This window comes from Amycolatopsis dendrobii, from assembly GCF_014145675.1.
Taxonomy (GTDB): domain Bacteria; phylum Actinomycetota; class Actinomycetes; order Mycobacteriales; family Pseudonocardiaceae; genus Amycolatopsis; species Amycolatopsis dendrobii.
Genome location: NZ_JACGZW010000004.1, coordinates 273,852 through 296,579 on the forward strand (window position 1 = coordinate 273,852; position 22,728 = coordinate 296,579).

22 protein-coding genes are annotated in these 22,728 nt (G+C 69.5%); 10 read left to right on the forward strand and 12 right to left on the reverse strand.

The features are described from left to right. The first annotated feature begins 35 nt into the window (after positions 1-35). Positions 36-977: an NAD-dependent epimerase/dehydratase family protein gene (locus H4281_RS13260; protein WP_182891183.1), complete on the forward strand. Its 942-nt coding sequence runs from the start codon at positions 36-38 to the stop codon at positions 975-977. Positions 978-1,084: 107 nt separating this feature from the next. Continuing rightward, positions 1,085-4,474: an aminotransferase class I/II-fold pyridoxal phosphate-dependent enzyme gene (locus H4281_RS13265; RefSeq protein ID WP_182891184.1), complete on the forward strand. Its 3,390-nt coding sequence runs from the start codon at positions 1,085-1,087 to the stop codon at positions 4,472-4,474. A 423-nt stretch (positions 4,475-4,897) separates the two neighbouring features. Here the strand turns inward: H4281_RS13265 and H4281_RS13270 are convergent, their stop codons facing one another. The 4 genes from H4281_RS13270 to H4281_RS13285 all read right to left on the reverse strand — a co-directional run bounded on the left by H4281_RS13270 (position 4,898) and on the right by H4281_RS13285 (position 7,903). Then, a complete protein-coding gene (locus H4281_RS13270; RefSeq protein WP_037810612.1) occupies positions 4,898-5,440 on the reverse strand; it encodes a toxin in 543 nt (180 codons plus the stop codon). Continuing rightward, positions 5,437-5,886 (reverse strand): helix-turn-helix domain-containing protein, encoded by a 450-nt coding sequence (locus H4281_RS13275; protein WP_182891185.1) that lies wholly within the window; start codon positions 5,884-5,886, stop codon positions 5,437-5,439. The genes H4281_RS13270 and H4281_RS13275 overlap by 4 nt, the downstream gene beginning before the upstream one ends. 448 nt (positions 5,887-6,334) lie before the next feature. Beyond that, entirely contained in the window at positions 6,335-6,889 is a 555-nt protein-coding gene (locus tag H4281_RS13280; protein ID WP_237596969.1) for an Rv1733c family protein, read from the reverse strand. A 591-nt stretch (positions 6,890-7,480) separates the two neighbouring features. Next, a complete protein-coding gene (locus H4281_RS13285; protein WP_116198529.1) occupies positions 7,481-7,903 on the reverse strand; it encodes a hypothetical protein in 423 nt (140 codons plus the stop codon). Between the two features lie 318 nt (positions 7,904-8,221). On the opposite strand from H4281_RS13285, the gene H4281_RS45540 reads away from it, so the two are divergent. Both H4281_RS45540 and H4281_RS13290 read left to right on the forward strand, forming a co-directional pair. After that, positions 8,222-8,815, forward strand: coding sequence for a GNAT family N-acetyltransferase (locus tag H4281_RS45540; RefSeq protein ID WP_246411762.1), 594 nt, complete (start codon positions 8,222-8,224; stop codon positions 8,813-8,815). Next, complete coding sequence (locus tag H4281_RS13290; protein WP_446680387.1) at positions 8,715-9,263, forward strand: TetR/AcrR family transcriptional regulator; 549 nt, start codon at positions 8,715-8,717, stop codon at positions 9,261-9,263. Before H4281_RS45540 ends, H4281_RS13290 begins: the two co-directional genes overlap by 101 nt. On the opposite strand, the gene H4281_RS13295 is transcribed toward H4281_RS13290, so the two are convergent. Together H4281_RS13295 and H4281_RS13300 are read right to left on the reverse strand one after the other, a co-directional pair. Continuing rightward, positions 9,260-9,994 carry an enoyl-CoA hydratase-related protein gene (locus tag H4281_RS13295; protein WP_182891188.1) on the reverse strand — a complete coding sequence of 245 codons (735 nt, stop codon included), beginning with the start codon at positions 9,992-9,994 and terminating at the stop codon, positions 9,260-9,262. The genes H4281_RS13290 and H4281_RS13295 overlap by 4 nt on opposite strands. Next, positions 9,995-11,191 (reverse strand): cysteine desulfurase-like protein, encoded by a 1,197-nt coding sequence (locus H4281_RS13300; protein WP_182891541.1) that lies wholly within the window; start codon positions 11,189-11,191, stop codon positions 9,995-9,997. 93 nt (positions 11,192-11,284) lie between these two features. Here H4281_RS13300 and H4281_RS13305 point away from each other — a divergent pair, with 93 nt between their 5' ends. Further along, positions 11,285-11,917, forward strand: a complete 633-nt coding sequence (locus H4281_RS13305; RefSeq protein WP_237596966.1) for a peptide deformylase — start codon at positions 11,285-11,287, stop codon at positions 11,915-11,917. A gap of 86 nt (positions 11,918-12,003) precedes the next feature. After that, positions 12,004-12,828 carry an isocitrate lyase/PEP mutase family protein gene (locus H4281_RS13310; protein ID WP_182891190.1) on the forward strand — a complete coding sequence of 275 codons (825 nt, stop codon included), beginning with the start codon at positions 12,004-12,006 and terminating at the stop codon, positions 12,826-12,828. A gap of 692 nt (positions 12,829-13,520) precedes the next feature. Here the strand turns inward: H4281_RS13310 and H4281_RS13315 are convergent. Genes H4281_RS13315 through H4281_RS13325 form a run of 3 tightly spaced genes read right to left on the reverse strand, consistent with a single transcriptional unit; the run spans position 13,521 to position 16,614 of the window. Then, positions 13,521-14,012, reverse strand: a complete 492-nt coding sequence (locus H4281_RS13315) for a methylated-DNA--[protein]-cysteine S-methyltransferase (RefSeq protein ID WP_182891191.1) — start codon at positions 14,010-14,012, stop codon at positions 13,521-13,523. After that, entirely contained in the window at positions 14,009-15,490 is a 1,482-nt protein-coding gene (locus H4281_RS13320; RefSeq protein ID WP_182891192.1) for an AlkA N-terminal domain-containing protein, read from the reverse strand. The genes H4281_RS13315 and H4281_RS13320 overlap by 4 nt, the downstream gene beginning before the upstream one ends. A 50-nt stretch (positions 15,491-15,540) precedes the next feature. Next, positions 15,541-16,614 carry a VanZ family protein gene (locus tag H4281_RS13325; protein WP_182891193.1) on the reverse strand — a complete coding sequence of 358 codons (1,074 nt, stop codon included), beginning with the start codon at positions 16,612-16,614 and terminating at the stop codon, positions 15,541-15,543. 71 nt (positions 16,615-16,685) lie between these two features. Here H4281_RS13325 and H4281_RS13330 point away from each other — a divergent pair, with 71 nt between their 5' ends. Further along, on the forward strand, positions 16,686-17,105 hold the full coding sequence (locus tag H4281_RS13330) for a DUF5709 domain-containing protein (RefSeq protein ID WP_182891194.1): 420 nt from the start codon (positions 16,686-16,688) through the stop codon (positions 17,103-17,105). A gap of 18 nt (positions 17,106-17,123) precedes the next feature. Here the strand turns inward: H4281_RS13330 and H4281_RS13335 are convergent, their stop codons facing one another. Next, on the reverse strand, positions 17,124-18,008 hold the full coding sequence (locus tag H4281_RS13335; protein ID WP_182891195.1) for a hypothetical protein: 885 nt from the start codon (positions 18,006-18,008) through the stop codon (positions 17,124-17,126). A gap of 128 nt (positions 18,009-18,136) precedes the next feature. On the opposite strand from H4281_RS13335, the gene H4281_RS13340 reads away from it, so the two are divergent. The 3 genes from H4281_RS13340 to H4281_RS13350 all read left to right on the forward strand — a co-directional run bounded on the left by H4281_RS13340 (position 18,137) and on the right by H4281_RS13350 (position 20,599). Beyond that, a complete protein-coding gene (locus H4281_RS13340; protein WP_101438212.1) occupies positions 18,137-18,373 on the forward strand; it encodes a hypothetical protein in 237 nt (78 codons plus the stop codon). Between the two features lie 985 nt (positions 18,374-19,358). Beyond that, entirely contained in the window at positions 19,359-19,898 is a 540-nt protein-coding gene (locus H4281_RS13345) for a sigma-70 family RNA polymerase sigma factor (protein WP_182891196.1), read from the forward strand. Beyond that, positions 19,895-20,599, forward strand: a complete 705-nt coding sequence (locus tag H4281_RS13350) for an anti-sigma factor family protein (RefSeq protein ID WP_182891197.1) — start codon at positions 19,895-19,897, stop codon at positions 20,597-20,599. The genes H4281_RS13345 and H4281_RS13350 overlap by 4 nt, the downstream gene beginning before the upstream one ends. Here the strand turns inward: H4281_RS13350 and H4281_RS13355 are convergent. Together H4281_RS13355 and H4281_RS13360 are read right to left on the reverse strand one after the other, a co-directional pair. After that, a complete protein-coding gene (locus H4281_RS13355) occupies positions 20,592-21,263 on the reverse strand; it encodes an alpha/beta hydrolase family protein (protein WP_182891198.1) in 672 nt (223 codons plus the stop codon). The genes H4281_RS13350 and H4281_RS13355 overlap by 8 nt on opposite strands. A 13-nt stretch (positions 21,264-21,276) precedes the next feature. Then, positions 21,277-22,707, reverse strand: coding sequence for a xylulokinase (locus H4281_RS13360; protein ID WP_182891199.1), 1,431 nt, complete (start codon positions 22,705-22,707; stop codon positions 21,277-21,279). Positions 22,708-22,728 lie beyond the last annotated feature (21 nt).

The window sequence follows — 22,728 nt, forward strand, 5'->3', positions numbered from 1 at the left end:
CCGCAACGGGATGCGCTCGTCGCTAGGGTGTCGCCATGAGTCTTCAGGTGGTGATCGGGCACGGACCGGCGGGGGCGGCCACCGCCGCGCTGCTGGTTGAACAAGGAGAGCGAGTCCGGGTGATCAGCCGTTCGCCGCGGGAGCCCGAACCGGGGCTGGAACACGTCTCGCTCGACGCCGCTGACCAGGCAGCACTCGCCGAAGCGACCAAGGACGCGGCAGCGATCTACAGTTGCGCGAGCCCGCCCTATCATCGGTGGGCGACCGATTGGCCGCCGCTGCAGGCCTCGATCTGCGCCGCGGCCGAAGCGAACGGCGCGCTGCTGGTGTCGCTGGGGAATTTGTACGGCTACGGCCCGGTCGATGGTCCGCTCACCGAGAACCTGCCGCTCGCGGCCACCGGAACCAAGGGCCGGGTCCGGGCTTTGCTGTCGGAACAACTGCACGCATTGCACGACGAGGGCCGCATCCGCGCGGTCGAGGTGCGGGCCTCCGATTTCTTCGGTCCCGGAGTGACCGACGGCGGCCATCTCGCCGCCCGGGTGGTGCCGAACGTGCTGCGCGGCGGAAAGGTGCAGGTACTCGGCGATCCGGACGCCCCGCACAGTTGGACGTACATTTCCGATGTGGCGCGCACGCTGGTCGCGGCCGCGCGGGAAGAAAAGGCGTGGGGCAAGGCGTGGCATGTGCCGACTGGTCCGCCGCGGTCCGCTCGGGTGATGGTCGCGCTGTTGTGCGAGGCGGCCGGAGTGCCTCCGGTGCCTGTGCAGCGCCTTTCCCCGATGTTACTGAAGGCGGCCGCGCTTGTTTCGCCGATGTTGCGTGAACTGGGCGAGGTCCGGTACCAGTTCGACCGTCCGTATGTGCTCGATTCCCGTGCGGCACAGGAATTATTCAAGATTACGCCGACGCCGGAGAAAGATCAATTAGCCAGTACCGTGGGCTGGTGGCGTGATCGCTTGGCTACCGTGAGTTGAGTTGTCTGTGCATTCCTCCGCACCTTGCCCAATGCCCTTGAAAAACTGGGTAAGAACGGGCAATCTCGGTGTCGACTGGGTGGGGATCGGCACGAGGAAGTCATGCCATGGGGTCTGCAAGATCTGGGTGGGAAGAATCCGAAAATAGCCAGGACATCGCCGTTGTCGGAATGGGATGCCGTTTTCCGGGAGCGCGCAACGTCAACGAGTACTGGGATCTGCTGAGCGAGCCCAAACCGCAGTTTCGGCGGGTGCCGGATTCGCGGTGGCGGCGCGAAGCGTTCTACAATGACGATTTCCGGGACAGCGGCGCGGTCTACTCCGACCGCATGGCGCTGCTCGAGGACGTCGGCGACTTCGACGCCGGGCACTACAAGATCCCGCCGCGACGGGCCAAATCGCTCGACCCGCAGCACCGGCTGCTGGTCGACCTGACCCGCGAAGCGCTGCAGGACGCGGGATGGGAAGCCGAGGGTTTCGACCGCGACGAGACGTCGGTGATCATGTCGCTCAGCGACAGCGGTTACCGCGACATGAGCACGCTGCACCTGCGGCTGAAGCAGCTGATCGGCGGCGAATTCGGCCGGGCGGGAGATCCGGCGATGGCCGAGGCGGCGTCCGCGGTCAGCGGCCTGCACGCCACCGCGATGGCCGGGCTGCTGCTCAACATGGGGCCGAGTTCGATCAGCAACGTCTTCGACCTGCACGGAGAGAGCTACGCGCTCGATTCCGCCTGCTCCGGCGGCCTGACCGCGGTGGCGAACGCGGTGTTCGCGCTGCGGGCGGGCCGCTGCCGGATCGCTGTCGCCGGCGGCGCACAGCTGGTCCTGGCTCCGGACCTGTTCGTGGGCCTGTGCCGGATCGGCGCGATCTCGCGCACCGGCGAATGCCGTCCGTTCGACCGCCGGGCGGACGGCTTCGTGCTCGGCGAAGGAGCCGGCGTCCTGGTGCTGCGCCCGCTCGCGGACGCACGGGCGGCGGGCGACCGGGTGTACGCGGTGATCCGCGGCGTCGGGCTGTCCAACGACGGCACGGTCAAGGGCGGCATGATGCCGCAGGAGTCCGGCCAGTTGCTGGCGTTGCGGCGGGCCTACCGGGACGCGGGCGTCGACCCGGCGTCGGTCGGTTTCCTCGAGGCGCACGGCACCGCGACCTCGGTCGGCGACGACGTGGAGATCAGCGCGCTGACCGAGCTGCGGCGCGGCGCGGAGAACCCGGCCTATCTCGGTGCGGCGAAGTCGGTCGTCGGGCATTCCCTTGGCACCGCGGGAATCGCCGGGCTGATCAAGTCCATTTTGTCCGTCCACAAGGGACAAATTCTGCCGCAGCCGGATTTCGAACCGGCTGATCACCTGCCGTTGCGGGACGCCGGGCTTCAGGTGGCGGGCCAGGTCACGCCGTGGGACAGCGACGGACCGCGCCGGGCCGGAGTGAGCGCGTTCGGCTTCGGCGGTTCGAACGTGCACGTGGTCGTCGAGGAAGCGGAACAGGAAACGCCGCCCGCCGAGACGCCGCGGCTGTTGCTGCTCACCGCACGGGACCGGGCCGGGCTGGCCAGGCACGCCCGCGAGGTGGCCGAGGCGCTCGGCAGCGAGAACCCGCCGCTGGCCGCCGTCGCGGGCACGCTCGCCCGCCGGACGCTCTTCCCGGAGCGGCTCGCGGTGGCCGCGGACGACGTCGCCGACGCGGTTGCCAAGCTCGTCGCCGCGTCGGTCGCGCTCGAATCCGGGCAAGGCGGCGAGCTTGTGCCGGGCGTGTTCGCTGGTGTCGTGTCACCGGGGGAGGAGCCGGTCGAGGACGGTCCGCCGGCCGAACTGGCTCCGCGCGCGGTGACCGGATCAGGATTGCGGCCAGTGGCGGACGGCCTGCCGCGCTGCACGCTGCCGCCGAGCCCGCTCAGCCCGCGCCGGCACTGGGTGGTCGACGACGCGAAACTCGTCAAGGCGCAGACGCTGGAGCCGCTCGGGGCTGCCGCGGCACCGGTTGAAGAGCCGGAGGAGACGACCTCCGCGCGGGATGTGTTGGCGGTCGTGCTCGAAGAAGTCGCGCGGACGACGGCGTTTCCGGCCAGCGAGTTGTACGCCGGGCAGTTGCTTGTGGACGACCTCGGGTTCGATTCGCTGATGCTCACCGAGTTGGAAGGGCGGCTGCGGAAGCGGTTCCCGGGTGCGCCAGTGGAGATTGAACAGTCGGCGGCGCTGACGGTGGGGGCGGTGGCCGGGATGCTCGCTCCGGCAATGGATTTGATTCCTGCCGCTCCGGTTTCGCCCGCTCCGGCTCCGGCGTGGGATCCGGCCAGCGCGGCGATCGAGGAGTTTCCCGAGGCCGCGGCGATCGAGGCGCGGCTGAAGGAGTTCGACGATCTCGGGGTGCCCAACCCGTACTTCCGCAAGCATCAGGGGCGGATGGACGCTACGACGTCAGTGTCCGGGCGCGAGTACCTGTCCTTCTCCAGCTACAACTATCTTGGGCTGGCCGGGCATCCCGCGGTGACCGCGGCGGTGCACGATGCTGTCGAGCGGTACGGGACTTCCGTGTCCGGCAGCCGATTGCTTGCCGGGGACCGGGATTTGTCTCGCGACCTGGAGACGGAACTCGCCGCGTTCCTGGGAGTCGAGGACAGTCTCGTGCTGGTGAGCGGGCACGCGACGAATGTCGGTGCGATCGGCCATCTGGTCGGCCCCGGGGACTTGATCGTGCACGATTCGCTGGCGCACGACAGCATTCTGCAGGGCTGTGCGCTTTCCGGTGCTACGCGGCAACCGTTTCCGCACAACGATATGGCACGACTGGAGGACGTGCTGCGTCGGTCGCGGTCGCGGTTCCGGCGGGTGCTGATTGTGGTTGAAGGCGTTTACAGCATGGATGGGGATATCGCCGATCTGCCTGCGTTGATCGAACTCAAGCGGCGCTATGGGGCGTTGCTGATGGTGGACGAGGCGCACAGCATCGGGACGATCGGGCCGCGCGGGGCCGGGATCGGCGACCACTTCGCGGTGGATCGGTCCGGGGTTGATCTCTGGATGGGGACGCTGTCGAAGTCGCTCGCCGGGTGCGGAGGATATCTGGCCGGGTCGGCTCGGACGGTGCGGTGGTTGCGGTATTCGTTGCCTGGGTTTGTTTACAGCGTGGGGATTACTCCGGCCAATGCGGCGGCTTCGCTTGCGGCGTTGAGGGTTTTGCGGGCGGAGCCGGAGCGGTTGTTGCGGTTGCGGGAGAATTCCCGGGTGTTTTTGGAGTTGGCTGCTGATGCGGGGTTGCCGACTGGGTCGGCTGGGGGGACGCCGATCGTGCCTTGCGTGGTGGGGAGTTCGGATGTCGCGCTGAGGCTGGCTACCGCGTTGTACGAGAGGGGGGTGGTGGTGGATCCGATTCTGTATCCGGCGGTGGATGAGGAGCTGGCTCGGTTGAGGTTCTTCATCACCAGCGAGCATCGGGTGGATCAGTTGCGGTATGCGGTAGGGGTTGCGGGGGCCGAGTTGGGGTTGTTGCGGTAGGCGGGGCGGCTCGTCGCCCTGGCGGGCGACATTGCGCTCGGGTTTGGGCCACCACCCCGAAGGTTGATTGTGCTGACGGGCGGCGGGTGCTGGTCAAGGCGGGAAAGATGCTTTGACCAGCACCCGCCGCCCGCAGAGAGGCGTCGGATCGGGGTTGGGGGCGGTGTGGGCGCCTCCGCAGGTGGGCGCCTCCGCGGGTGGGTGCATCGGCTGCGGTTCGCCGCCGGGTGCGTCGCTGGTTGGGTGCTGCGGCTGCGGCTGCGGTTGCGCGGTGGGCGGGGCTAGCGCCCCAATGTGGCATTGGGTGCGTCAGATGCACCGAACGCCACATTGGGTGCGTCGCATGCACCCAATGCCACATTGGGGCGCGTCCCGGCGGGCGGTGGGGTGGGCGGTGAAGGGTGGCCCTCAGGCGCGGTGGTGCTAGAGGAGCGAGCGTTCGATTCGGTCCATCGGTTTTTCCCCTGCTTTGGGGGTTTCGGCGATGGGTTTCGACGGGGTGCCCATGCGTTCCGAGAGCAGGAAGGCGATGATCTCCGCTTCCTGTTCTTGCGCGTCGTCGTAGGTGGCGCGCATCAGCATGTCCCGGACGATGTCCGGGTCCAGGTTGGGGAACAGCGAGCGGGCGCTCTCGTCGTCAAGGAGACCCGAGCCGCGATGACAGCAGATGATGTGACCCAGCTCGTGCAAGATGATGTGCTCCTGGTGCGCCCCGGTGGTGTTGGCGTCGAAGAAGATCAGGTCCTCGCCCCGCGCGGCCACCCACATGCCGCACGGGTGCGACGCCGGCATCGGCAGCGGCACGAGGGTGATCGGCCGTTCGCGGATCTCGCCCAGGCGGGCGCAGAGGGTGGCCAGGTCGTACTTCGGCGGAAGGTCGAGTTCGGCGATTCGCTGGGCGCCTTCGTCGCGCATCCGCCGCAGTTGCTCGCGCCGCTGCGGGGCTTCGGACGGGGTGCCGGTCACCGCGCCGCTTCGTCCGTGACCGGGGGCAGCCCCTGCATCTTGCGGTATTGGTCCATGATCGTGGTGATCGCCTGGAGGTTTTCCTCGCGCATGCCCGCGGCGCGCATGGCGACCGCGCGGACGCCTGCTTGACGCATCGCCTCCACGGCTGCCAGCTCCGACAGCACCGACCCGGCGACCTCGTCGTCGAAGAAGTACGCGACCGAGACGCCGAAGAATTTCGCCAGTGCGGCCAGCAGCTCCTGAGACGGATTGGTCCGTTTGCCCGTGCGCAGCTGAGAGAGGTATACCGCGCCGACCTTCAGCTCCGGGGTGGCCCGTTTCAGTTCGGCTGCCACCTCGGCGTTCGTCCAGTGCCTCCCTTGCGGGCGCACCGTGCGGAACAGGTCGTCGAGTCTGGAGGCCAGGGTGGGCCGGGCTTCCGCCGGCTGAGTGTCTTCGGACATGCTGCTACGCCCCTCCAGTTGCAGCTGATTGCTCTCAGCTAAGGCGACTATCTCAGATTAGCTCACAGTTGACAATCGCCGGAGGGCTCCACAAGACTGTGCCTCAACGAGATAGCTGGTGGCTAACTCGCCACATAATCCGGGCAGAGCGGCAGGCGTAGTACCGGCCCGGGGCGACGCTGGGGGTGTCGCCCCGCTCGGTCCGCCGAGGCCGGGTCCGGAGGCAGCAGACGTGTCAGCGAACTGCCTCCGGGCCCGGCGCACTACGCCGCCGGCCGGGCTCGCCGATACTTGCTGTGCGGAACTCCGGTGGGCAGCGAACCTGCGTACGGAGGGTATGAGCGGTCGGCGCCGGACTGGCGGATCGCGCCCGTCCGGCAGCCGACCGCACTAGAGCCGGAGGTCTTCCGGTGCGGAACCTCCGGCAAGTACGTGGCAGGCAGAGCTGTCAGCGAACCGCTTCGGGTCCGGCGAACTGCGCCCATTCGTCAGCCCACCGCGCCGCGCGCCGGCGGTCGAGCACCCGCCGCGCGATCCAGAACGCGCCGCCCAGCACGCCGACCGCGCACAGCCAGCAGAAGGCCGCGACGAGCACGCCGTTGGTGACCGCGTCCGCGTGCGTCAGCGGGGCAGTGGTCTGTTTGCCGCTGTCGTCCAGCCAGATGTCGGTGGTCGAACCCTCGGTCGCGGAGGCTGCGGGGACCGTGATGACGCCGGTGCGCTGCACGCCGTGCGGCGGCTTCCAGACCGCGTTCACGCGCGCGGTGTTGGCGATCGGCGCGCTGTCGCCGACGGAAGCGACCGGCTGCGCGGCCGTCGTCAGCACCGTGGCGGTCACCTGGTGCCGCGACTGCAGCTGCGCGTCCGACGCGGCGGTCTCCGCGGCGATGTCCTCGCCGCCGATCATCATGGCGAAGGGAATCGCGATGAGCGCCAGCAGCGTGACGATCCCGGCGAGCACGCCTTCGATCCGGTCCGACCGTCGCACGAGCGGGTTGCGCACGGCGCCGAGCCGTCGGAGCAATCGTTTACCAGGGTGTGGTGGTCTGCCTGCCCGAGTCCTGTTCCGCATGCCTCTCATGGTCCTCTTTCGCGCGCGCGAGCGCTGTGTCCCGCACAACGTTTTTCATGTTTTTCCTGGGGATCCGGTGTGTTTTCGCTTACCTCCAGCCCAGGGGTTTACCCGTGTGGGTGACGACGAGCGGAGGTTGCGGCCGCGCGGGCACGGTTTCGCGGCGTGCGGCGAGTGGTCCAGGCCAATGTCTCGCGGGTCCGGTACGCGTTGCCGGGATTGATCTTTCGCCGCGTTCGGCCGCGGATGGGTTGCGGTACCGGCGGTTCGCCGCGGCGGTCGCTCGCCGGATCGTCTGATTCGCACGGTTCGCGTTGGCGGGCAAGCGATCTTGCGGCCTCGACGGCTGACGCGACTGTGCGCCGGAAGTTCGCCGGCGGGCAACCAGGGGTTTCCATCGCGGACAGCCCGGGCTGACGTGCCTGCCCGGGCTGCTCGCGAAAACGTTCACTGTCGTCCGACCCGGAATCGGGTCATTGCGAAGCGCGAACCGAGGGAGCGCTCCCGATATCCGGGAACCATTCAGTCGACCAGTCGAATCGTTGCCGTCGGGCTGTGCGAACGACGCCGGGTGATCCCGTGTTCGGCGACGATTCCGAGTTGGATACTGCGATCGGCGGGCGCCCAGTAGCCCGTGCGCACGAAATAACCGTCCATTGTGCAGAGCCGGTTCGCGCTCTTGCGGGAACTGATCGCTTCCCAGCCCCATTGCCGTCCGGTCTCCTCGACGCCGTTGCGCCGCACGTGCAGCCGCGGGTTCCCGATCTCCCGGCAGTACGCGCTGCCGTCCGCGATGTACAGCACGCCGTCGACCTTGTAGAACCGCTTGCCGTCCAACAGGCTCACCTGGCCGGACAGGGTGAAGTGCACCCTGCCGCCATTGGCCCCGTCCATCGTCCAGTCGAGACAGAATTCCTTCGTCGGAACCTCGAGCGACTGGGTCATGGCCGTGTCTCCTTTGCTCGCATGCCGGAGCGTCCAGGAAAATATAAGGAAGAAACGCGTTCCCGGCAGGTATCGGGAACCGTTTTCACCCAAAGAGGCCCAGTGGACACGCATCGTGGTCAAGCCCCGATTAATCGGTGGAATTACCGCCGATGGGGTATCGCGGATACGATAAGTGAATTCTGCTTGCCCGAAACCGGTGGCGGCTCGCCGGTCCCGGGACCGGCGAGCCGCGGTGGTCGTGTCGGCAGCGTGACATCTCCCATGACGCTTGTCATAGCCGCGGCCGTGTGCCACCCTCGGGTTATGACGACTGTCATGACCGCCGTGCGACCGGCCACCGCCGGTTCCGTGGCCGATCTCGTCCGCGCCTGCTCGCCGGAATCGCTGAGCCGCCGGTTCACCCTCGGCGGCCCGATCGAGCCGGACGCGGTCCTGTCCCGGTACCAGCGATTCCTCCTGGTTGAGACGGCCCTCGTCGCTGAGGCTTCGGGCGTGCCCGCCGGGCTGCTGAACGCGGTCCCGGAGGACGGCCGCCGCGTCGAACTGGGGCTGCTCGTCGCCGACCGGTGGCAGCGGCGCGGCATTGGTCGCGGCTTGGTCCGGCTGGCTGCGGAGCAGTGGCGCGGCTGGAAGCTGCACGCCACCGTGCAGGAGGGCAACGTCGCTGCGGAAGGATTGCTGCGGGCGTGCGGGTTCCGCTTCGTGCCCGGGTACGGCGGCGAGAACGAGTACGAGCTGACAGTCACGGAGGAGACGCTCGATGACGGAACGGCCGGCGCGCGAGCGGATGGTCTTCAGCGCTGCGCAGTTGCTGCGTACGCAGGGCTTGAGCGGCACCGGAATGCGCGAGGTGGTGGCGCATGCCGAAGCGCCGCGGGGATCGCTTCAGCACTACTTCCCGGGCGGTAAGGAACAGCTGTTTGGCGAAGCGATCGACTGGGCGGGCCGCTACGCCGCACGTCGCGTGACGCGCGCGATGGACTCGCTGACGGACCCGACGCCGTCCGCGCTCTTCGCGGCGGTTGTCGAGTACTGGCGCGCGGAGTTCCTCGACATCGGCTACGACTACGGCTGCCCGTTAGTAGCCACAGTCACCGACACTGCGGCGTCGAGCGAGCCGTTGCGTGAGCGCGCGAACGACGCCTTCGCGCAGTGGCGGAAGCCCATCGTTTCCGCGCTGCAGCAGATGGGCGTACCGGCGGCGCGCGCTGCTTCGTTGGCCGTGTTGATGATCAGCGCGCTTGAAGGAGCCTTAGTACTGGCTCGGGTCGAGCACTCAGTGACGGCGCTCGACACCGTTGTCGAAGAGCTAGGTCCAGTCCTCGACGCCGCGGTGGACAAGCGCCGCCGCCGCTAACGCCTGTCGAGCTTCGCGCGCAACGTGGCGACAGTGTCCGGGTCGTGCAGCAGCTCAGCGAAGTGCTTGGACTCGGACTCCATGCGCTCTTCGACGCTCTCATCAGTGCGGTCGTGCAGCAGCGCGCGTGTCGCCGTCACCGCGCGTACTGACCGTTCGGCGAGAGTCGCGACGCGTTCCGAGACGCGCTTACCGAGTGCTGTCTCGTCAGGGAGCACTTCATTGACCAACCCGAGTTGCGCTGCTTCGACCGCAGACAGGCGTTCTCCGAACAGCAGCAGCTCCGTCGCACGCTGCGGACCGACGCGGCGCGGCAGTGCGTAACTGCTGCCGAACTCCGGCACCAGCCCCAACGGTACGAAGGGGAACTGCAGGTAGCTGCGTTCGGTGGCGTAGACGAGGTCGCAGTGCAGCAGCAGGGTCGCGCCGATGCCGACAGCGGGACCGTCGACGGATGCGACGACTACTGCCTGCGTCGCGAGCAGCGCCTCCTGGAAGACCCGCGCGGGCGTCTTCGTGCGGTCACCGGCTTCGTGCGCGAGAAAGTCTCCGAGGTCGTTGCCCGCGGTGAACGCACCGCCGGCGCCGCTCAGTACGGCGATCGGCGTACGGACAGCGTCGAAGGCGTCCGCGAGGGCGACGTACATCGCCTTCGTGAGTGCGTTCCGCTTCTCCGGCCGGTTGATGGTGATGGTGGTGACCTGTCCGTCGACAGTCGTCTCGATGCTCATTCACAGCTCCGCAACAGCAGCGAGCAGCAGATCGACTTCCGCCGCAGTCGTGTACGGCGCGATGCCAGCGCGTACGGCACCAGTGTCGCCAAGACCGAGGTGCCGCGCGCACTCGATGGCGTAGAACGTCGAAGCAGGTGCGTTGATCCCGCGCGCGCCGAGACGCTCGTACACCGCCTGAGGCGTCAATCCGGTGACTGAGAACAACACTGTCGGCGTACGGCGACGCGTCGGCGAGCCATACCGAACGACGCGCGGCAGCGCCGCGAGCCCGTCTTCCAAGCGCTGCAGCAGTGCGTCTTCGTGCTCTTCAAGCGCCGTCAGCGACGTACGCAAACGTTCGCGACGGCTGCCTTCACTCGGCACAAGCCCCGCGAGGAAGTCGATAGCCGCAGTAGCGCCCGCGAGGAGCTCGTACGGCAACGTACCCAGCTCGAAACGCTCCGGAACCGCGTTGCTCGACGGCAGCAACTTGTCCGGCTGCAGTGTCTCCAGAAGATCCGGTGCGGCCGCGAGAAGGCCTAGGTGCGGTCCGAGGAACTTGTACGGCGAGCAGGCGTAAAAGTCCGCGCCCAGTTCGGCGATGTCGACCAGCGCGTGCGGCGTCAGGTGCACGCCGTCTACGTAACTCAGCGCACCTGCTTCGCGGACCGCTTCGGTAATCGCCGGGATGTCCGGGCGCGTGCCCAGCAGGTTAGAGGCAGCGGTCACCGCGACCAGCCGCGTCCGATCAGTGAGCAGTTCCGTGATCGATGACGTCGGCAACTCGCCCGTCTCGGGATCGAAGTCCGCCCAGCGGACAGTCGCACCGCGCGCTTCAGCAGCCTGTACCCAGGGCCGCACGTTGGCGTCGTGATCCAGCCGGGTGACCACAACCTCGTCGCCCGGCCCCCAGCTCTTCGCGAGCGTACGGGAGAAGTCGTAGGTCACCTGCGTCATGCTGCGCCCGAACACGACGCCGTCCGGACGTGCGCCGAGCAGGTCCGCGACAGCTTGCCGGGCTTCGCGCACGACGCCGTCCGCGCGGCGCTCTGCCGCCGTGACGGTGCCGCGGTTCGCGATGGCGGCGCAGAGGGTCGAGGACACTGCTTCGCCGACCACGTCCGGGACCTGGGAACCGCCGGGTCCGTCGAAGTGGGCGGCGCCGTTCTCGAGCGCGGGGAAGTGCTTGCGGATCGCGTTCACGTCGTAGGCCACGGCTGCCAGCTTGCCTGATCCCCGGGCGAGTGTCGTGCTCCGCGCGGGTGCGATCATGCCGCTGTCCCGTTGCCCTTGGAGAGGGGTTCGCCGGTGCTTGCCGAACAGGTCGAGAAACTGCTCGCCCAGCCGTTGCCGTGGCCGATCGTGCAGGCAGGCGACCCCGTGCTGCGCGCCGCCGCCCGCCCGTACGAGGGAGAACTGAGCGATGAACTGCTTTCCGCGCTGATCGAGGGCATGAAGGAGACCATGCATGCCGCGCCCGGCGTCGGCCTCGCAGCGCCGCAGATCGGCCTGTCCGTCCGGATCGCGGTCGTCGAGGACGGCGCCCGCGAACGTCCCGGCGTCGCCGAATCCACCCTCGCCACCCGCGGGATCGTCCCGCTGCCGTTCCGGGTGCTGGTGAACCCCGCATACACCCGAGTGGGCGACGAAACCGCCGCGTTCTTCGAGGGCTGCCTGAGCGTGCGCGGATGGCAGGCCGTCGTCGCGCGCCCCTTGCGGATCCGGCTTCGCGGCACCGACGAAACCGGTGCGGCACTGGACGAGGAATTGTCCGGCTGGCCAGCACGTATCGTCCAGCACGAGACGGACCATCTGCACGGCATCCTGTACCTGGACCGAGCTGAATCGCGCTCGCTGTCCACCCACGAGGCAGTCGCTCGCCGCTGGACCCAGCCGACCCCCGCCGACGCCGCCCGCGAACTCGGCTTCGACCTCCCTTGATCCTTTCGCGCCGGTTTTTGTCGGTGCCCGCTGATACGTTCCTCCGCAGTTGCCCCGCCGGGGCTTGCCACTGGGGAGGAACCCACATGAACTCGTTGCAAGACAAGGCAAATCTCTTCCGCGAACTACACGCCACCGATGTACTGGTGCTGCCGAACGCCTGGGACGCGGGCAGCGCAGTCGCCATCGAACGAGCCGGCGCCCCGGCGATCGCCACCACCAGCGGAGGCGTCTCCTGGGCCCTGGCCCGAGGCGACGGTCAGCAGCTATCCCGCGCGGAAATGTTGTCGGTGATCGCTCAAATCGCGAGCGCTGTAGAAGTACCGGTGACCGCCGACGTAGAAGGCGGCTACGGCCTGGCCCCTTCAGCCGTCGCCGAAACCGTGCGAGGCGTAGTCGAGGCGGGTGCCGTAGGCGTGAACCTGGAAGACTCCCGCGCTGGAACCGCCACCCTCTTCGCTCCCGATGAACAGGCAGAACGCTTCACCGCAGCCCGAGCCGCCGCCGCGACGGCTGGCCTTTCGGAGCTATGGATCAACGCCCGCACCGACGTGTACCTCTTCGGAATCGGCGACCGCGCTGGCCGCTTCGACGATGTCCTGACCCGAGCCCGCGTCTATGCCGACGCCGGAGCGGACAGCATCTTCGTCCCCGGCTTGGTGGACGTGGAGGTCCTGGCGGAACTGGCAAAGTCCTCCCCGGTCCCGGTGAGCGCCATGGCCGGCCCTGGTGCACCGCCGGTGTCAGACCTGGCAGCCGCTGGCGTGCGCCGGGTGAGCGTAGGAACGTCCATCGCCCAGGCGGCCTACTCCCTGGCCCACCACGCGGCTGCCGAGGTGCTGAAGCAGGGGACTTATGGGGAGGTGACGGGCGCTCTGGACTTTGGAACGGTGAACGGCTGGTTCAGCTGATGGCTATCGCGGAACGACCGAACCGCACGGCGCAAGACGAGCCGGAACCGCACCGCCCGAGCGGCTGACGGCGAGCGAACGAGACAACCTGGGCGGGCCCGTGCTCGAGCCGGGCCCGACCTTCAGGCGAGCTGGGCAATGTGACCGCGCAGATGGGACGACATCAGGCGGCGGCTCGATCTCTCCGAGCCATCCCCGCCTTGTTCGGCCAGGCTCAAGCGAGCTCGGCTCGAGGTAAGCCGGTCCGGCTCGAGGTAACCCGGTCCGGCTCGAGGTAACCCGGTCCGGCTCGCCCCGAGCCTGTCGGGGCTCGGCTCGGTGGCGGGCGGGAAGCTGCGCCGAGTGCGCGCTGATTCGGCGAGCCGTGCCCTGCGGGTCGGTCGTCAGCTAGGGGACCAGTCCCAAGCTGGCTCGCCCAGCGCTGACCCGCGTCGGCCGGGCCTCGGCTCGGGAGCTGCTGCCAGTTGTGCTGGGTGCGCGCGGTTTTGGCGGGCTGTGCTCTGTCCTGCGGGTTGGTCGCCAGTCGCGGAAGCAACTGCGGGCGGGCGAGCCTTGCGCCGACTCGGCCAGCCCCGCGCCGAACCGAGCGAGCCCCGCTCTGACCCAAGCCGATCCGGTGCCGCCCCGAGCCAGCCAATCCCAGCCGAACCCACCACCCAAGCTGCACCCCGGCAGCCCGCCCCGACCGCACATCACCCCGCAGCCGCCCGCCCACCCCGCTCCAGCTCCAGCAACCTCCGCTTGCACTCCACCCCAGCCGCGTAGCCGGTCAGCGATCCGTTGCTGCCCAGCACCCGGTGGCACGGCACCACGATGCCGATGGGGTTCCGGCCGTTCGCCAGGCCGACCGCACGGGACGCCGTCGGGCGGCCGATCGACTCCGCCAGCTCTCGGTACGTCGTCGTCTCGCCGTAGGGGATCTGCAGGAGTGCCCGCCACACCGTCTCTTGGAAAGGAGTGCCGCTGAAAGCTAACGGAAGGTCGAACTCGACCCGGTCGCCGGCGAAATACTCGTTCAGCTGACGAGTCGCCGCGGCGAACGGGCGGTCGTCCCGGTCGCCGAAAGCGGCGCGTGGCGGGCGGTACTGCTCGTCGCCGATGTACAGGCCGGCCAGGCCGCCGTCGCGGGCCATGAGGGTCAGCGGGCCCTCGGGGCTGTCGATGACGGTGTGCACCACGGTCATGCCGATTCCTCCGCGGGGATCCGGTTGATCGGGTGGTCGCCGGTCGCCCAGAGGTGCTGGACCGCGTACGCGCGCCACGGCTGCCACCGGCTGGCGTGCGCGGTCAAGGCGGCTGGACTTGGTGGCAGGCCTAGGGTTTCGGCGGCGATCTTCACGCCCAAGTCGGTCGCGACGAAGGCGTCCGGGTCGCCGAGGGCGCGCATGGCGATGCTCTCCACCGTCCACGGGCCGAAGCCGGGCAGCGCGGCCAGTTGCGCGCGGGCGTGGACCCAATCGCCGCCTGCGGTCAGGTCGACGTCGCCGGAGACCAGGGCTGACACGAGACCCAGCAGGGTCGCGCGGCGGGACTTCGGCATGGCCAGCGTTTCCGGGTCCAGTTCCGCCAGCGACCCAGGCGACGGGAACAGGTGCGTCAGGCCGCCTTCCCGGTCCTCGATCGGGGCGCCGTGCGCCAGGACCAGGCGCGCCGCATGCGTACGGGCGGCCGCGGTCGAGACCTGCTGGCCGAGCACTGCTCGCACGGCGAACTCGGCTGAGTCGGTCGTGCGCGGGACGCGCCTGCCGGGCGCGGCGGCGACCAGGGGGGCGAGGGTCGGGTCCGTGGCGAGTTGTTCGTCGACGGCTACCGGGTCGGCGTCCAGGTCCAGAAGCCAGCGGCACCGGCTGATCGCGGCGGCCAGGTCGCGCAGGTCGGTCAGGCTCAGGCGGCACGCGACGTGGTCCGGTTCAGGGCGAAGCGACACCACGCCGTGGCCGTGCGGCAGTCGCAGGGTGCGGCGGTAAGCGCCGTCGCGCCATTCCTCGACGCCCGGGACCGCGGTGGCGATCAGGTGCCCGAACAGGTTGTCCGGGCACAGCGGCCGCCGGAACGGGAGCCGCACCGACAGCACTCCCTGCGACTTGGTCCGTTTGCCGCCGCGGACGCGGGAGCGCAACTCGCTCGGCGTCAGGGCGAAGACTGCCCGCACGGTTTCGTTGAACGTCCGGATACTCGAAAACCCCGCCGCGTGCGCGATATCGCTCATCGGCATCGTCGTGGTTTCGATCAGCAACCGGGCGGTCTCGGCGCGCTGTGCCCTGGCTAGGGCGAGCGGGCCCGCGCCCAGTTCGGCACGCACCTGGCGTTCGATCTGCCGGACGCTGTACCCCAGTCGCGTAGCCAGCCCCTGCACGCCTTCGCGGTCGACGACCCCGTCGCCGATCAGGCGCATCGCGCGCGCCACGACGTCGGCGCGTTCGTTCCACAGCGGCGAACCGGGCGACGCGTCGGGCCGGCAGCGTTTGCAGGCGCGGAATCCGGCGGCCTGCGCGGCGGCCGCGCTCGGATAGAAGCGCATGTTCTCGACCTTGGGCGGCACTACTGGGCAGCTCGGCCGGCAGTAAATCCCCGTGGTCAGCACCGCGGTGAAAAACCACCCGTCGAACCGGTCGTCCTTCGACTGCACCGCGCGGATACAGCGTTCGGTCTCCTCGTACACGCCGATCAGTCTGCCCCGCCCCGCGCGCGAAACCTCGCGAAAAAACGACATCACCCTGGCGGGGCGACCGGCTCCCGATCCACCGCCCGCGTGTCGACGACGGACAGCCCGCACACCAGCCCGGTCAGGCCTCGATGTCCCCGGGTGAAGATCATGAACACCAGATGCGCCAGCAGCCACAGCGACGTCCACCCGGAGTCCAAGCCGACCAGGATGAAGTAGCCGCCCGAACCGATCAGGAACCGGGCTATCGACTGCAGCATCGACGGCGGCCGTCCGTCCGCGCGCACCACCGTCAGCAAAACCGCGCGCTGACCAGGCGTCGCGCCATTGCCTGCCAGGGGCACGAGCAGCAGCAGGACGACGGTGGGCACCCAGCGGCCGAGGACGTCGTCGATCAGCGTGTTGTTCTGCAGCGTGCCCTTCGTGACGTACTGCACGGCGAGCGCGATCATGCTCAGCACGACGCCCGCCAGCGTCACCGAAATCAGGTCGAGCACCATGCCCAGCAGCCGCCGCCGGACGAGGACCGGACGCGGTTCGTCAGCCGGACGCAGCCGTCCAGAGCGCCGCAGCACCGGCGCGAGAAGCGCGCCGACGCACGCGCCGACGGTGTTGGCCAGCAGGTCGCCGGTGTCGAACAGCCGGTACGGGCACTCCATCAGGAACCACACACCGGTCAGCTGGGTCGTCTCGATGGCAAGCGACACGAAGAACCCGCTGACGAGGGCGAAACCGATGCTCCGCCCGAACAATCGCCGCATGAACACGCCCCACGGCACGAAGAACGCGACGTTGAACAGCACCTGGCGCAGCGCGGGATTGTCCAGCAACCCGGTGTTGAACTGGCGCATGTCTTCCACGAACTGGAGCGGATTCCACACCGGGTGCCGCAGCGCTTCATGCGTCGCGCAGTACGCCGCGTCGACGTCCGGCAGCGGCAGCAGCGTGTACGTGACCAGTGCGAAGCAATACACGAGGAAGGCCGGCGCGGCGATCGCGCGCAGCAGGCCGAGTTCGCCGCGTTTGCGATAACTGATCGCGACATACGGGACCACCAAAACGAACGCCAGCCCGAATCCGGCGAACACGGCGATCAGCGTGGGACCGCTCCACTGAGTCATCGTTCCTCCACCCGGCGTGAGCGCACAGGCTAGCGGGCGGCAGTAACCTGGGCACGCGGAAAGGAGGAGCAGTGGACGACGACATCGAAGACAACGCCGACACCGGCGTGCTGGATCCCGAAGACACCCTGGAGGACGGCGACCCCTACGACGAGGGCTATTCGCCGCCGGAACGTCCACTCGCGACTCGCGACTGGGGCACCACCGCCGCCGAAGAAGCCGCCGGGGAAAGCTGGGCGGGCAGGCTGGCCCGCGAGCTCCCGGAAATCCGCGCGACCGACGGCGACGGCCTTGGCGATACGGACGACACCGACGGCGAACTTGTCGACGACGAGGTCGGCGATCTCCGCGCGGGCCGTCTGGTGGCTGGCAACGCGGGCTTCGGCCCGGACACCGAGGCCGAGCTGTACGCCTCGGACATCGGGATCGACGGTGGCGCGGCCTCGGCGGAGGAAGCCGCGGTGCACGTCGTCAACCCGCGGGATTGGTGACCACTGAGGTGTTGCCGGCTAGTCCGCCGGATCCCCGATCCAGACCGACGCGGGAAGCACATACGGCCGCAGCAGTTTGACCAGTTCCGGGTCCCCGCCGCCATGCAGGGTTTCCTCGGTCAGCCGCCGCGCGACTCCCGCCAGGAAATCAGCTGTCTGCACCCGCGGTTCGGACCTCGAGTCGACGAATCGCCACCGCGGCACCGGATCGAGCAGCTGGGCGAGCCGGGCTGGCGTGAGGGACGGCTGCTCGTCGTGGACGACCTCTTCCGGACGCCAGAACGCGATCGTGTCGGCGAGGGCGGGCATCAACGGATCGATCGGCGAGACGAGACCGGGATCGGCGAGGAGTTCGTCGCGCAACGCGGTCATCTGCGGGCGAGCCGCGACCAATTCGCCGAGGACGTCCGTCTGGGCGAAGAACTCGGCGGGAGTGGTCGCGGGGAGGCGGCGGTTCGAGGTGCGCAGCAGTCCGGTGAACGAGCGCAGGAATTCGGTCCAGCGCTGAGCGCCGTGCATGCGCGGACCGTCTTGGTGCAAGGCACGAGCGCGGGCGTCCGGACGGTGTCGAAGGCATTCCGGGTAGGGGGTCTGGTCGACGAGCAGGTCGACGATTTTGCCCGCGAGGAACAAGGCTTTGTCGACGAGCAGGACGCTGGCGGCGTCGGCGAGGGGTTCGGTGAGCAGCCACTCCAGGGCAGCGCGGTTTTTGGCGCGCAGGAGATGGTTGGCTTTGTACTCGAGCGCGGGCGAACCGATGAGTTCCCGCAGCCGCGCAACACATTCCGTCGCTGCCGCGGACTCCAGCCGGACGGCGGCGTGCGCGAATACCGCCGTGTTCGCGCCGATCAGGTTCCCGCCCTCGGAGCCGGACTCGTCGCACGCGATCGTCGGCGGCCGCACGAAGTCCGATCCTGCCAGGTCTGCGAGGCGAGGGCGACCCCATTTCTCCAGGGAACCCCTGAGGTGGATTCCCGGATGTGCCGGGGGCCCCGGACGTTTCACCATGAAGGGGACGGAGGGAGCCGGTCATGGTGCTCGTCGAGGAGGACGTACACGCACTGGACGACGTCCGGCGCGGGCTGGTGGTGGTCCACAACGGATTCGCCGGGGAGTGCTACCTGTGGTCGGTCGGCGGGCGGGTCCCGCTGTGGGAGACGCAGGCGATGGACCGCCTGCGCCGCCGGGGCCTGGTGAGAATCGCCCGCCGCCGAGGAGCGCCGGCGAGCCCGGTGGTGCTGACCGACCTCGGCGCGGCCGCCGCTTGAGTCCTTTGTGGACTGAATAGCGCGGGGATGGATCAGCGTGGCTGGGCGGTTGAACGGCGGGCTGTGGGGAAGCCGCCGGGGTGTGGATGACCGCCGCCGCGAGCTGCCCGCGGACGTTTGCCGGGGCTCCGCTGCGTTCCGGTGCGGTCGCAGGGTCGCTTCGATCGGGGTTTGGGGGATGCGACGGTTCAGGACCGCCGCAGTGGCCGGAAATGCCCGGATGTGATGGCTGCGGTTTCGGCCAGAGTTTGACTGGTTGCGATGGCGCACTATTGCGGCATTGGCGAGATCGGGCGTGGTGCGATGGCCGCCGTTCCGGCCTGGGCTGCCTGGCTGAGGGGGCCAGGATCGCTGCATTGGTGAGAATTGCCTGGACGCGACGGCTGCTTGCCGCGGTCCTGGCGAGAGCTGCCCGTTCAGAATCGCGGTGCTGACGAGAGGTGCCCGAATGTGCTGGGGTGGGCTGCCTTCCGTCGAGAGTTGCCATGGTGGCGCAACCCCGGATGCCCGGAACACGCGGCAGCAGTGCCCGTCCGGGCGTTGCGACTCGGCACCGTCGCAGGCCGGCGGAACCGAAGCAGCCGGGAAGGCCGGGAGCGAAACAGGCCCAAGGTGCCCCGGAGCCGCCGGGAGGGCGGTGTGCGCAGCGCTCCCGGCGGCTCCAGGGCGGTCGGGCGGCCGGGACGGTGATCCCAGTGCACGGCACCGGCGTGCGCCGACCTGGTGAGCAAGCCTTCCGGCTGGATCAGTTGCGAACTTAGCCCAGGTCCGGGGCCCGCAGGCGGTGCGTTCCCCGATCGTGTCGGCGGAACCACGCTGGTGGGCGGGTATCGATCGGGGGCCGTCGGCCGGTCCGGGAACAACGAGCGCCGGGCCGGGGAGCGGCGCCAGCGGAAGCGTCCGGTGCGCGGGGACGAAGAGCCAGCGGGAAGCAACACGCCTCGGTTGCGCGACAATCGGCCCTGACCGGGAGGATGATCGGGGCATGGCCGGGTTCAGGACCCGTCACCGGCGGGCGGTTGCGGACGAGGCGCTGGTCCGCGCGCTTTTCGAGGAGCACGGGCGGGCGATGCTCGCCTACGCCACCCGGCTGCTCGGCGACCGCGCGGCGGCGGAGGACGTGGTGCAGGAGGCGCTCGTCCGCGCGTGGCGGAGTCCGGACAGCCTGGTCAACGGGCGCGGGTCGGTGCGCGGATGGTTGCTGACCGTCGTGCGGAACCTGGTGATCGACCGGTTCCGGGCGAAGGAGGCGCGGCCGCAGGAGGTGGCCGAGTCGCCGTCGGGCGGGCCGGTCGAGCGGGATCATGCCGATCAGGTCGTGGACTCGATGGTGGTGCTCGCCGCGCTCGACGGGCTTTCTCCGGAGCATCGCGAGGTGCTCGAGCAGATGTATCTGCAGGGACGCAGCGTCGCGGAGGCGGCGGAGCGGCTCGGGATTCCGCCGGGGACGGTCAAGTCCCGCTCGTATTACGGGTTGCGGGCGTTGCGGGAAGAGTTCCGGCGAGCGGAAGGGGTGGCCGGATGAACACAGCCGACGAACACGTCGACCTGGCGGGATACCTGTCCGGTCAGCTCGCGTCGGGCGAGCAGCGCGACGTCGAGGCGCATCTGGACGGCTGCGAGCGGTGCCGCGCGGAGGCCGCGTCTCTGCGCGAGGTGCAGAGTTTCCTCGGCGAGCTGCCGCCGGAGGCGTTGCTGGAGGGGCCGCCGGTCGGGGCGGACCTGGTGATGCAGCGGACCGTGAACCAGGTTCGCGCGGAGTCGCGCGCGCGGGCTGGGCGTGGACGGTCGATGGCGATCGCCGCCGCGGTCGTGGTGGCCGCGGTCGCGCTGGGCGTCGGGGTGATGGTGGGGCGGGGTTCGTCCGGGCCCGCGGTGGCGGTGCCGGCTGCGCCGCCGCCGACGAGCGCGGTTCCTGGCACGAAGGTCGTTTCCGGCGCGGATGCCAGCGGGAAGACCCGGCTCACCGCGAACATCGTTCCGCAGACCGGCTGGGTGCGCGTGGACGGTTCGGTGACCGGGATTCCGGCCGGGGAGAAATGCCTGCTCGTCGTCCTCAGCAAGGACGGCAGGCGCCAGGTCGCGGGCGGCTGGATGGTCTCGGAGCGGGCGGCCCGGGACGGCGCGTACCTCTACGGAACGGCGGTCGTCGACCCGGCGCAGGTGGCGGCGGTGGTCATCGAGAACACCGCCGGGCACCGGTTCGTCGAGGCGGACGTCAGCTGAACCGCCGGTCGAGCCATTCGCGGGCGGGCTGCCACGGCTGATCCGCCGGGTCGATCAGGCGGAAGTGGTCGACGCCGGGAAGCTCGACGTAGTCCACGTCGTCGCCAGCCGCCTTTGCCGCCGCCACGTAGTCGCGGCTGTGCGCAGCCGGGACCCGGACGTCGGCGTCGCCCTGGACGACCAGTTGCGGGCAGCCGATCGGGAGTTGCCGGATGGGCGACGCCGCGGGGTCGTCGCCGGTCAGGAACAGCCCGGCGGCGCCTTCGCCCAGTTCCTCGGCTCGGGCGCGCGGGACGTCGGTGATCGGGGCCAACGCGACGACCCCGGAGAGTCCGCCCGCCAGCAGCGCCAGGTGGCCGCCCGCGGAGTGTCCGATCGCGACCGTCGGCAATGCGGCCGGGCGTTCGACGGCGGCGATCGCGGCTCGCACGTCGTCCAGTGTTCGCGGCCAGCCGCCGGTGTCGCCGTCGATGCGGCGGTACTCGACGTTCGCCACGTACCAGCCCGCGGCGACCAGGTCGGCGGCCATCGGGTCGAGCTGGTGCAGGTCGTGCCGGGCGCGCCACCATCCGCCGTGCAGCAGGATCGCGGTGCCCCGCCCGCCAGGGGTCCCGTGGAGTTCGACGAACTGGCTGGGCTCGCTGCCGTAGCGGAGGGTTTCCATGCCGGCCATTAGATCACCATCGCGCCAGCCGTTCGTGCACTCTTGCGAGCCCTTCGTGTGCCGCGCGATACGCCTCGTACAGGCCGGTCAGGTCTGTCTCAGGGGTGAAGGTGCGCTCGACGGCGACGGTCGTGGCCGCGGCGGTTTCGACGTCCGGGTACCGGCCCGCGCCGACTGCGCCGAGCAATGCGGCTCCGAGCGCGGCGCTGTCGTGCACGCGGAGGCGTTCGACCGGGCGGGACAGCGCGTCGGCGTGGAGTCGGGTCCAGAGGTCGCTGCGAGCGCCGCCGCCGGAGAACGTCACTGACGGAAGGGTTTCGCCGCAAGCTTCCTCGACGGTTTCCAGCACGTGCCGGGCGGAGAACGCGACTCCGGTGAGGACGGCTCGCGACAGGTCCGCGGTGGTGGTGGACGAGGCCAGCCCGAGGAAACTGCCGCGCAGATCCGGATCCCACAGCGGGGCGCGCTCGCCTTGCAAGTGCGGCAGGAACACGACGCCGGGACTGCCTTCCGCGGCGGAAGCGAACACGTCCGGCAAGGACAGTCCGGACGCTCGGCTCCACCAGCGCACCGCGTCGCCCGCTGCCTGCGTCGGCCCGGCGTGCACGACGAGGTCGCCGCGGGGCGGGAAGGCGACCAGGCCGCGGACCGGTTCGTGCCGGGGCGAGGCGGCCGCGACGACCAGCGACGTCCCGCAGGTGACCATCGCGCGGCCCGGTTCTGTTGTGCGGGTGCCGAAAACGGCGCCGAACGCGTCCATGGTTCCTACTACGACCGGAGCGTCGCCCAGCAGAGCAGCGTGGCCGAGGGGTTCTTCGGGAGCGAGCAGTTCGGGCAGACGGTCGCCGAGTCCGTCCACGAGCGCGACCGCTTCGGGCAGATAGCCGGACGCGCCCGCGATGCGCACGCCGGACAGCAGGTCGGCGGCGACTCGTCCGGTGAGCCGTGCGCCGATGAAGTCCTTGGGGCTCAGCATCCATCGCGCCCGGGACCACAGCTGCGGTTGCTCGCGTGCGAACCACGCGGCGCGAGCCCCGGCGAACGACGCATCGAGCACGACCGGCCCGCCCCAGATGCGGTTTTTGTCGTCGTCGGTGAAGCGCGCGTCGAGTTCCGCGGCGATCTCCGCGCAGCGCTGGTCCTGCCAGATCACCGCCGGGGTGAGCGGCCGCAGGTCACGGTCGACGAGGAGGTGGGTGTTGACCTGGCTGACGATCCCGGCCGCGCGCACCGTGCCGGCGGGGAGTCCGGAAAGGACCGTGCGGAGCGCGGTTTCCGTTGCGTGCCACCAGTCTTCCGGGTTCTGTTCGGCCCAGCCGGGACGCGGTCGCGCGATCGGGTAAGGCACCGAGTGCGCCGCGAGTTCCCGGCCGTCCGGCGCGAACGCCGCGACTTTTACCGCGGTCGTGCCGACGTCGATGCCGAGCAGAGCTTCTTCGTCCATGGCACAGGGGTACCAGGAATT

What these genes read in the sequence shown, in the direction of transcription:
- H4281_RS13355 (WP_182891198.1), bottom strand. Translation starts at nt 21,263, where the DNA reads ATGGAAACCCTCCGCTACGGCAGCGAGCCCAGCCAGTTCGTCGAACTC.
- H4281_RS13315 (WP_182891191.1), bottom strand. Translation starts at nt 14,012, where the DNA reads ATGACCGTGGTGCACACCGTCATCGACAGCCCCGAGGGCCCGCTGACC.
- H4281_RS13345 (WP_182891196.1), top strand. Translation starts at nt 19,359, where the DNA reads ATGGCCGGGTTCAGGACCCGTCACCGGCGGGCGGTTGCGGACGAGGCG.
- H4281_RS13260 (WP_182891183.1), top strand. Translation starts at nt 36, where the DNA reads ATGAGTCTTCAGGTGGTGATCGGGCACGGACCGGCGGGGGCGGCCACC.
- H4281_RS13285 (WP_116198529.1), bottom strand. Translation starts at nt 7,903, where the DNA reads ATGACCCAGTCGCTCGAGGTTCCGACGAAGGAATTCTGTCTCGACTGG.
- H4281_RS45540 (WP_246411762.1), top strand. Translation starts at nt 8,222, where the DNA reads ATGACCGCCGTGCGACCGGCCACCGCCGGTTCCGTGGCCGATCTCGTC.
- H4281_RS13310 (WP_182891190.1), top strand. Translation starts at nt 12,004, where the DNA reads ATGAACTCGTTGCAAGACAAGGCAAATCTCTTCCGCGAACTACACGCC.
- H4281_RS13325 (WP_182891193.1), bottom strand. Translation starts at nt 16,614, where the DNA reads ATGACTCAGTGGAGCGGTCCCACGCTGATCGCCGTGTTCGCCGGATTC.
- H4281_RS13265 (WP_182891184.1), top strand. Translation starts at nt 1,085, where the DNA reads ATGGGGTCTGCAAGATCTGGGTGGGAAGAATCCGAAAATAGCCAGGAC.
- H4281_RS13295 (WP_182891188.1), bottom strand. Translation starts at nt 9,994, where the DNA reads ATGAGCATCGAGACGACTGTCGACGGACAGGTCACCACCATCACCATC.
- H4281_RS13340 (WP_101438212.1), top strand. Translation starts at nt 18,137, where the DNA reads ATGGTGCTCGTCGAGGAGGACGTACACGCACTGGACGACGTCCGGCGC.
- H4281_RS13350 (WP_182891197.1), top strand. Translation starts at nt 19,895, where the DNA reads ATGAACACAGCCGACGAACACGTCGACCTGGCGGGATACCTGTCCGGT.
- H4281_RS13275 (WP_182891185.1), bottom strand. Translation starts at nt 5,886, where the DNA reads ATGTCCGAAGACACTCAGCCGGCGGAAGCCCGGCCCACCCTGGCCTCC.
- H4281_RS13360 (WP_182891199.1), bottom strand. Translation starts at nt 22,707, where the DNA reads ATGGACGAAGAAGCTCTGCTCGGCATCGACGTCGGCACGACCGCGGTA.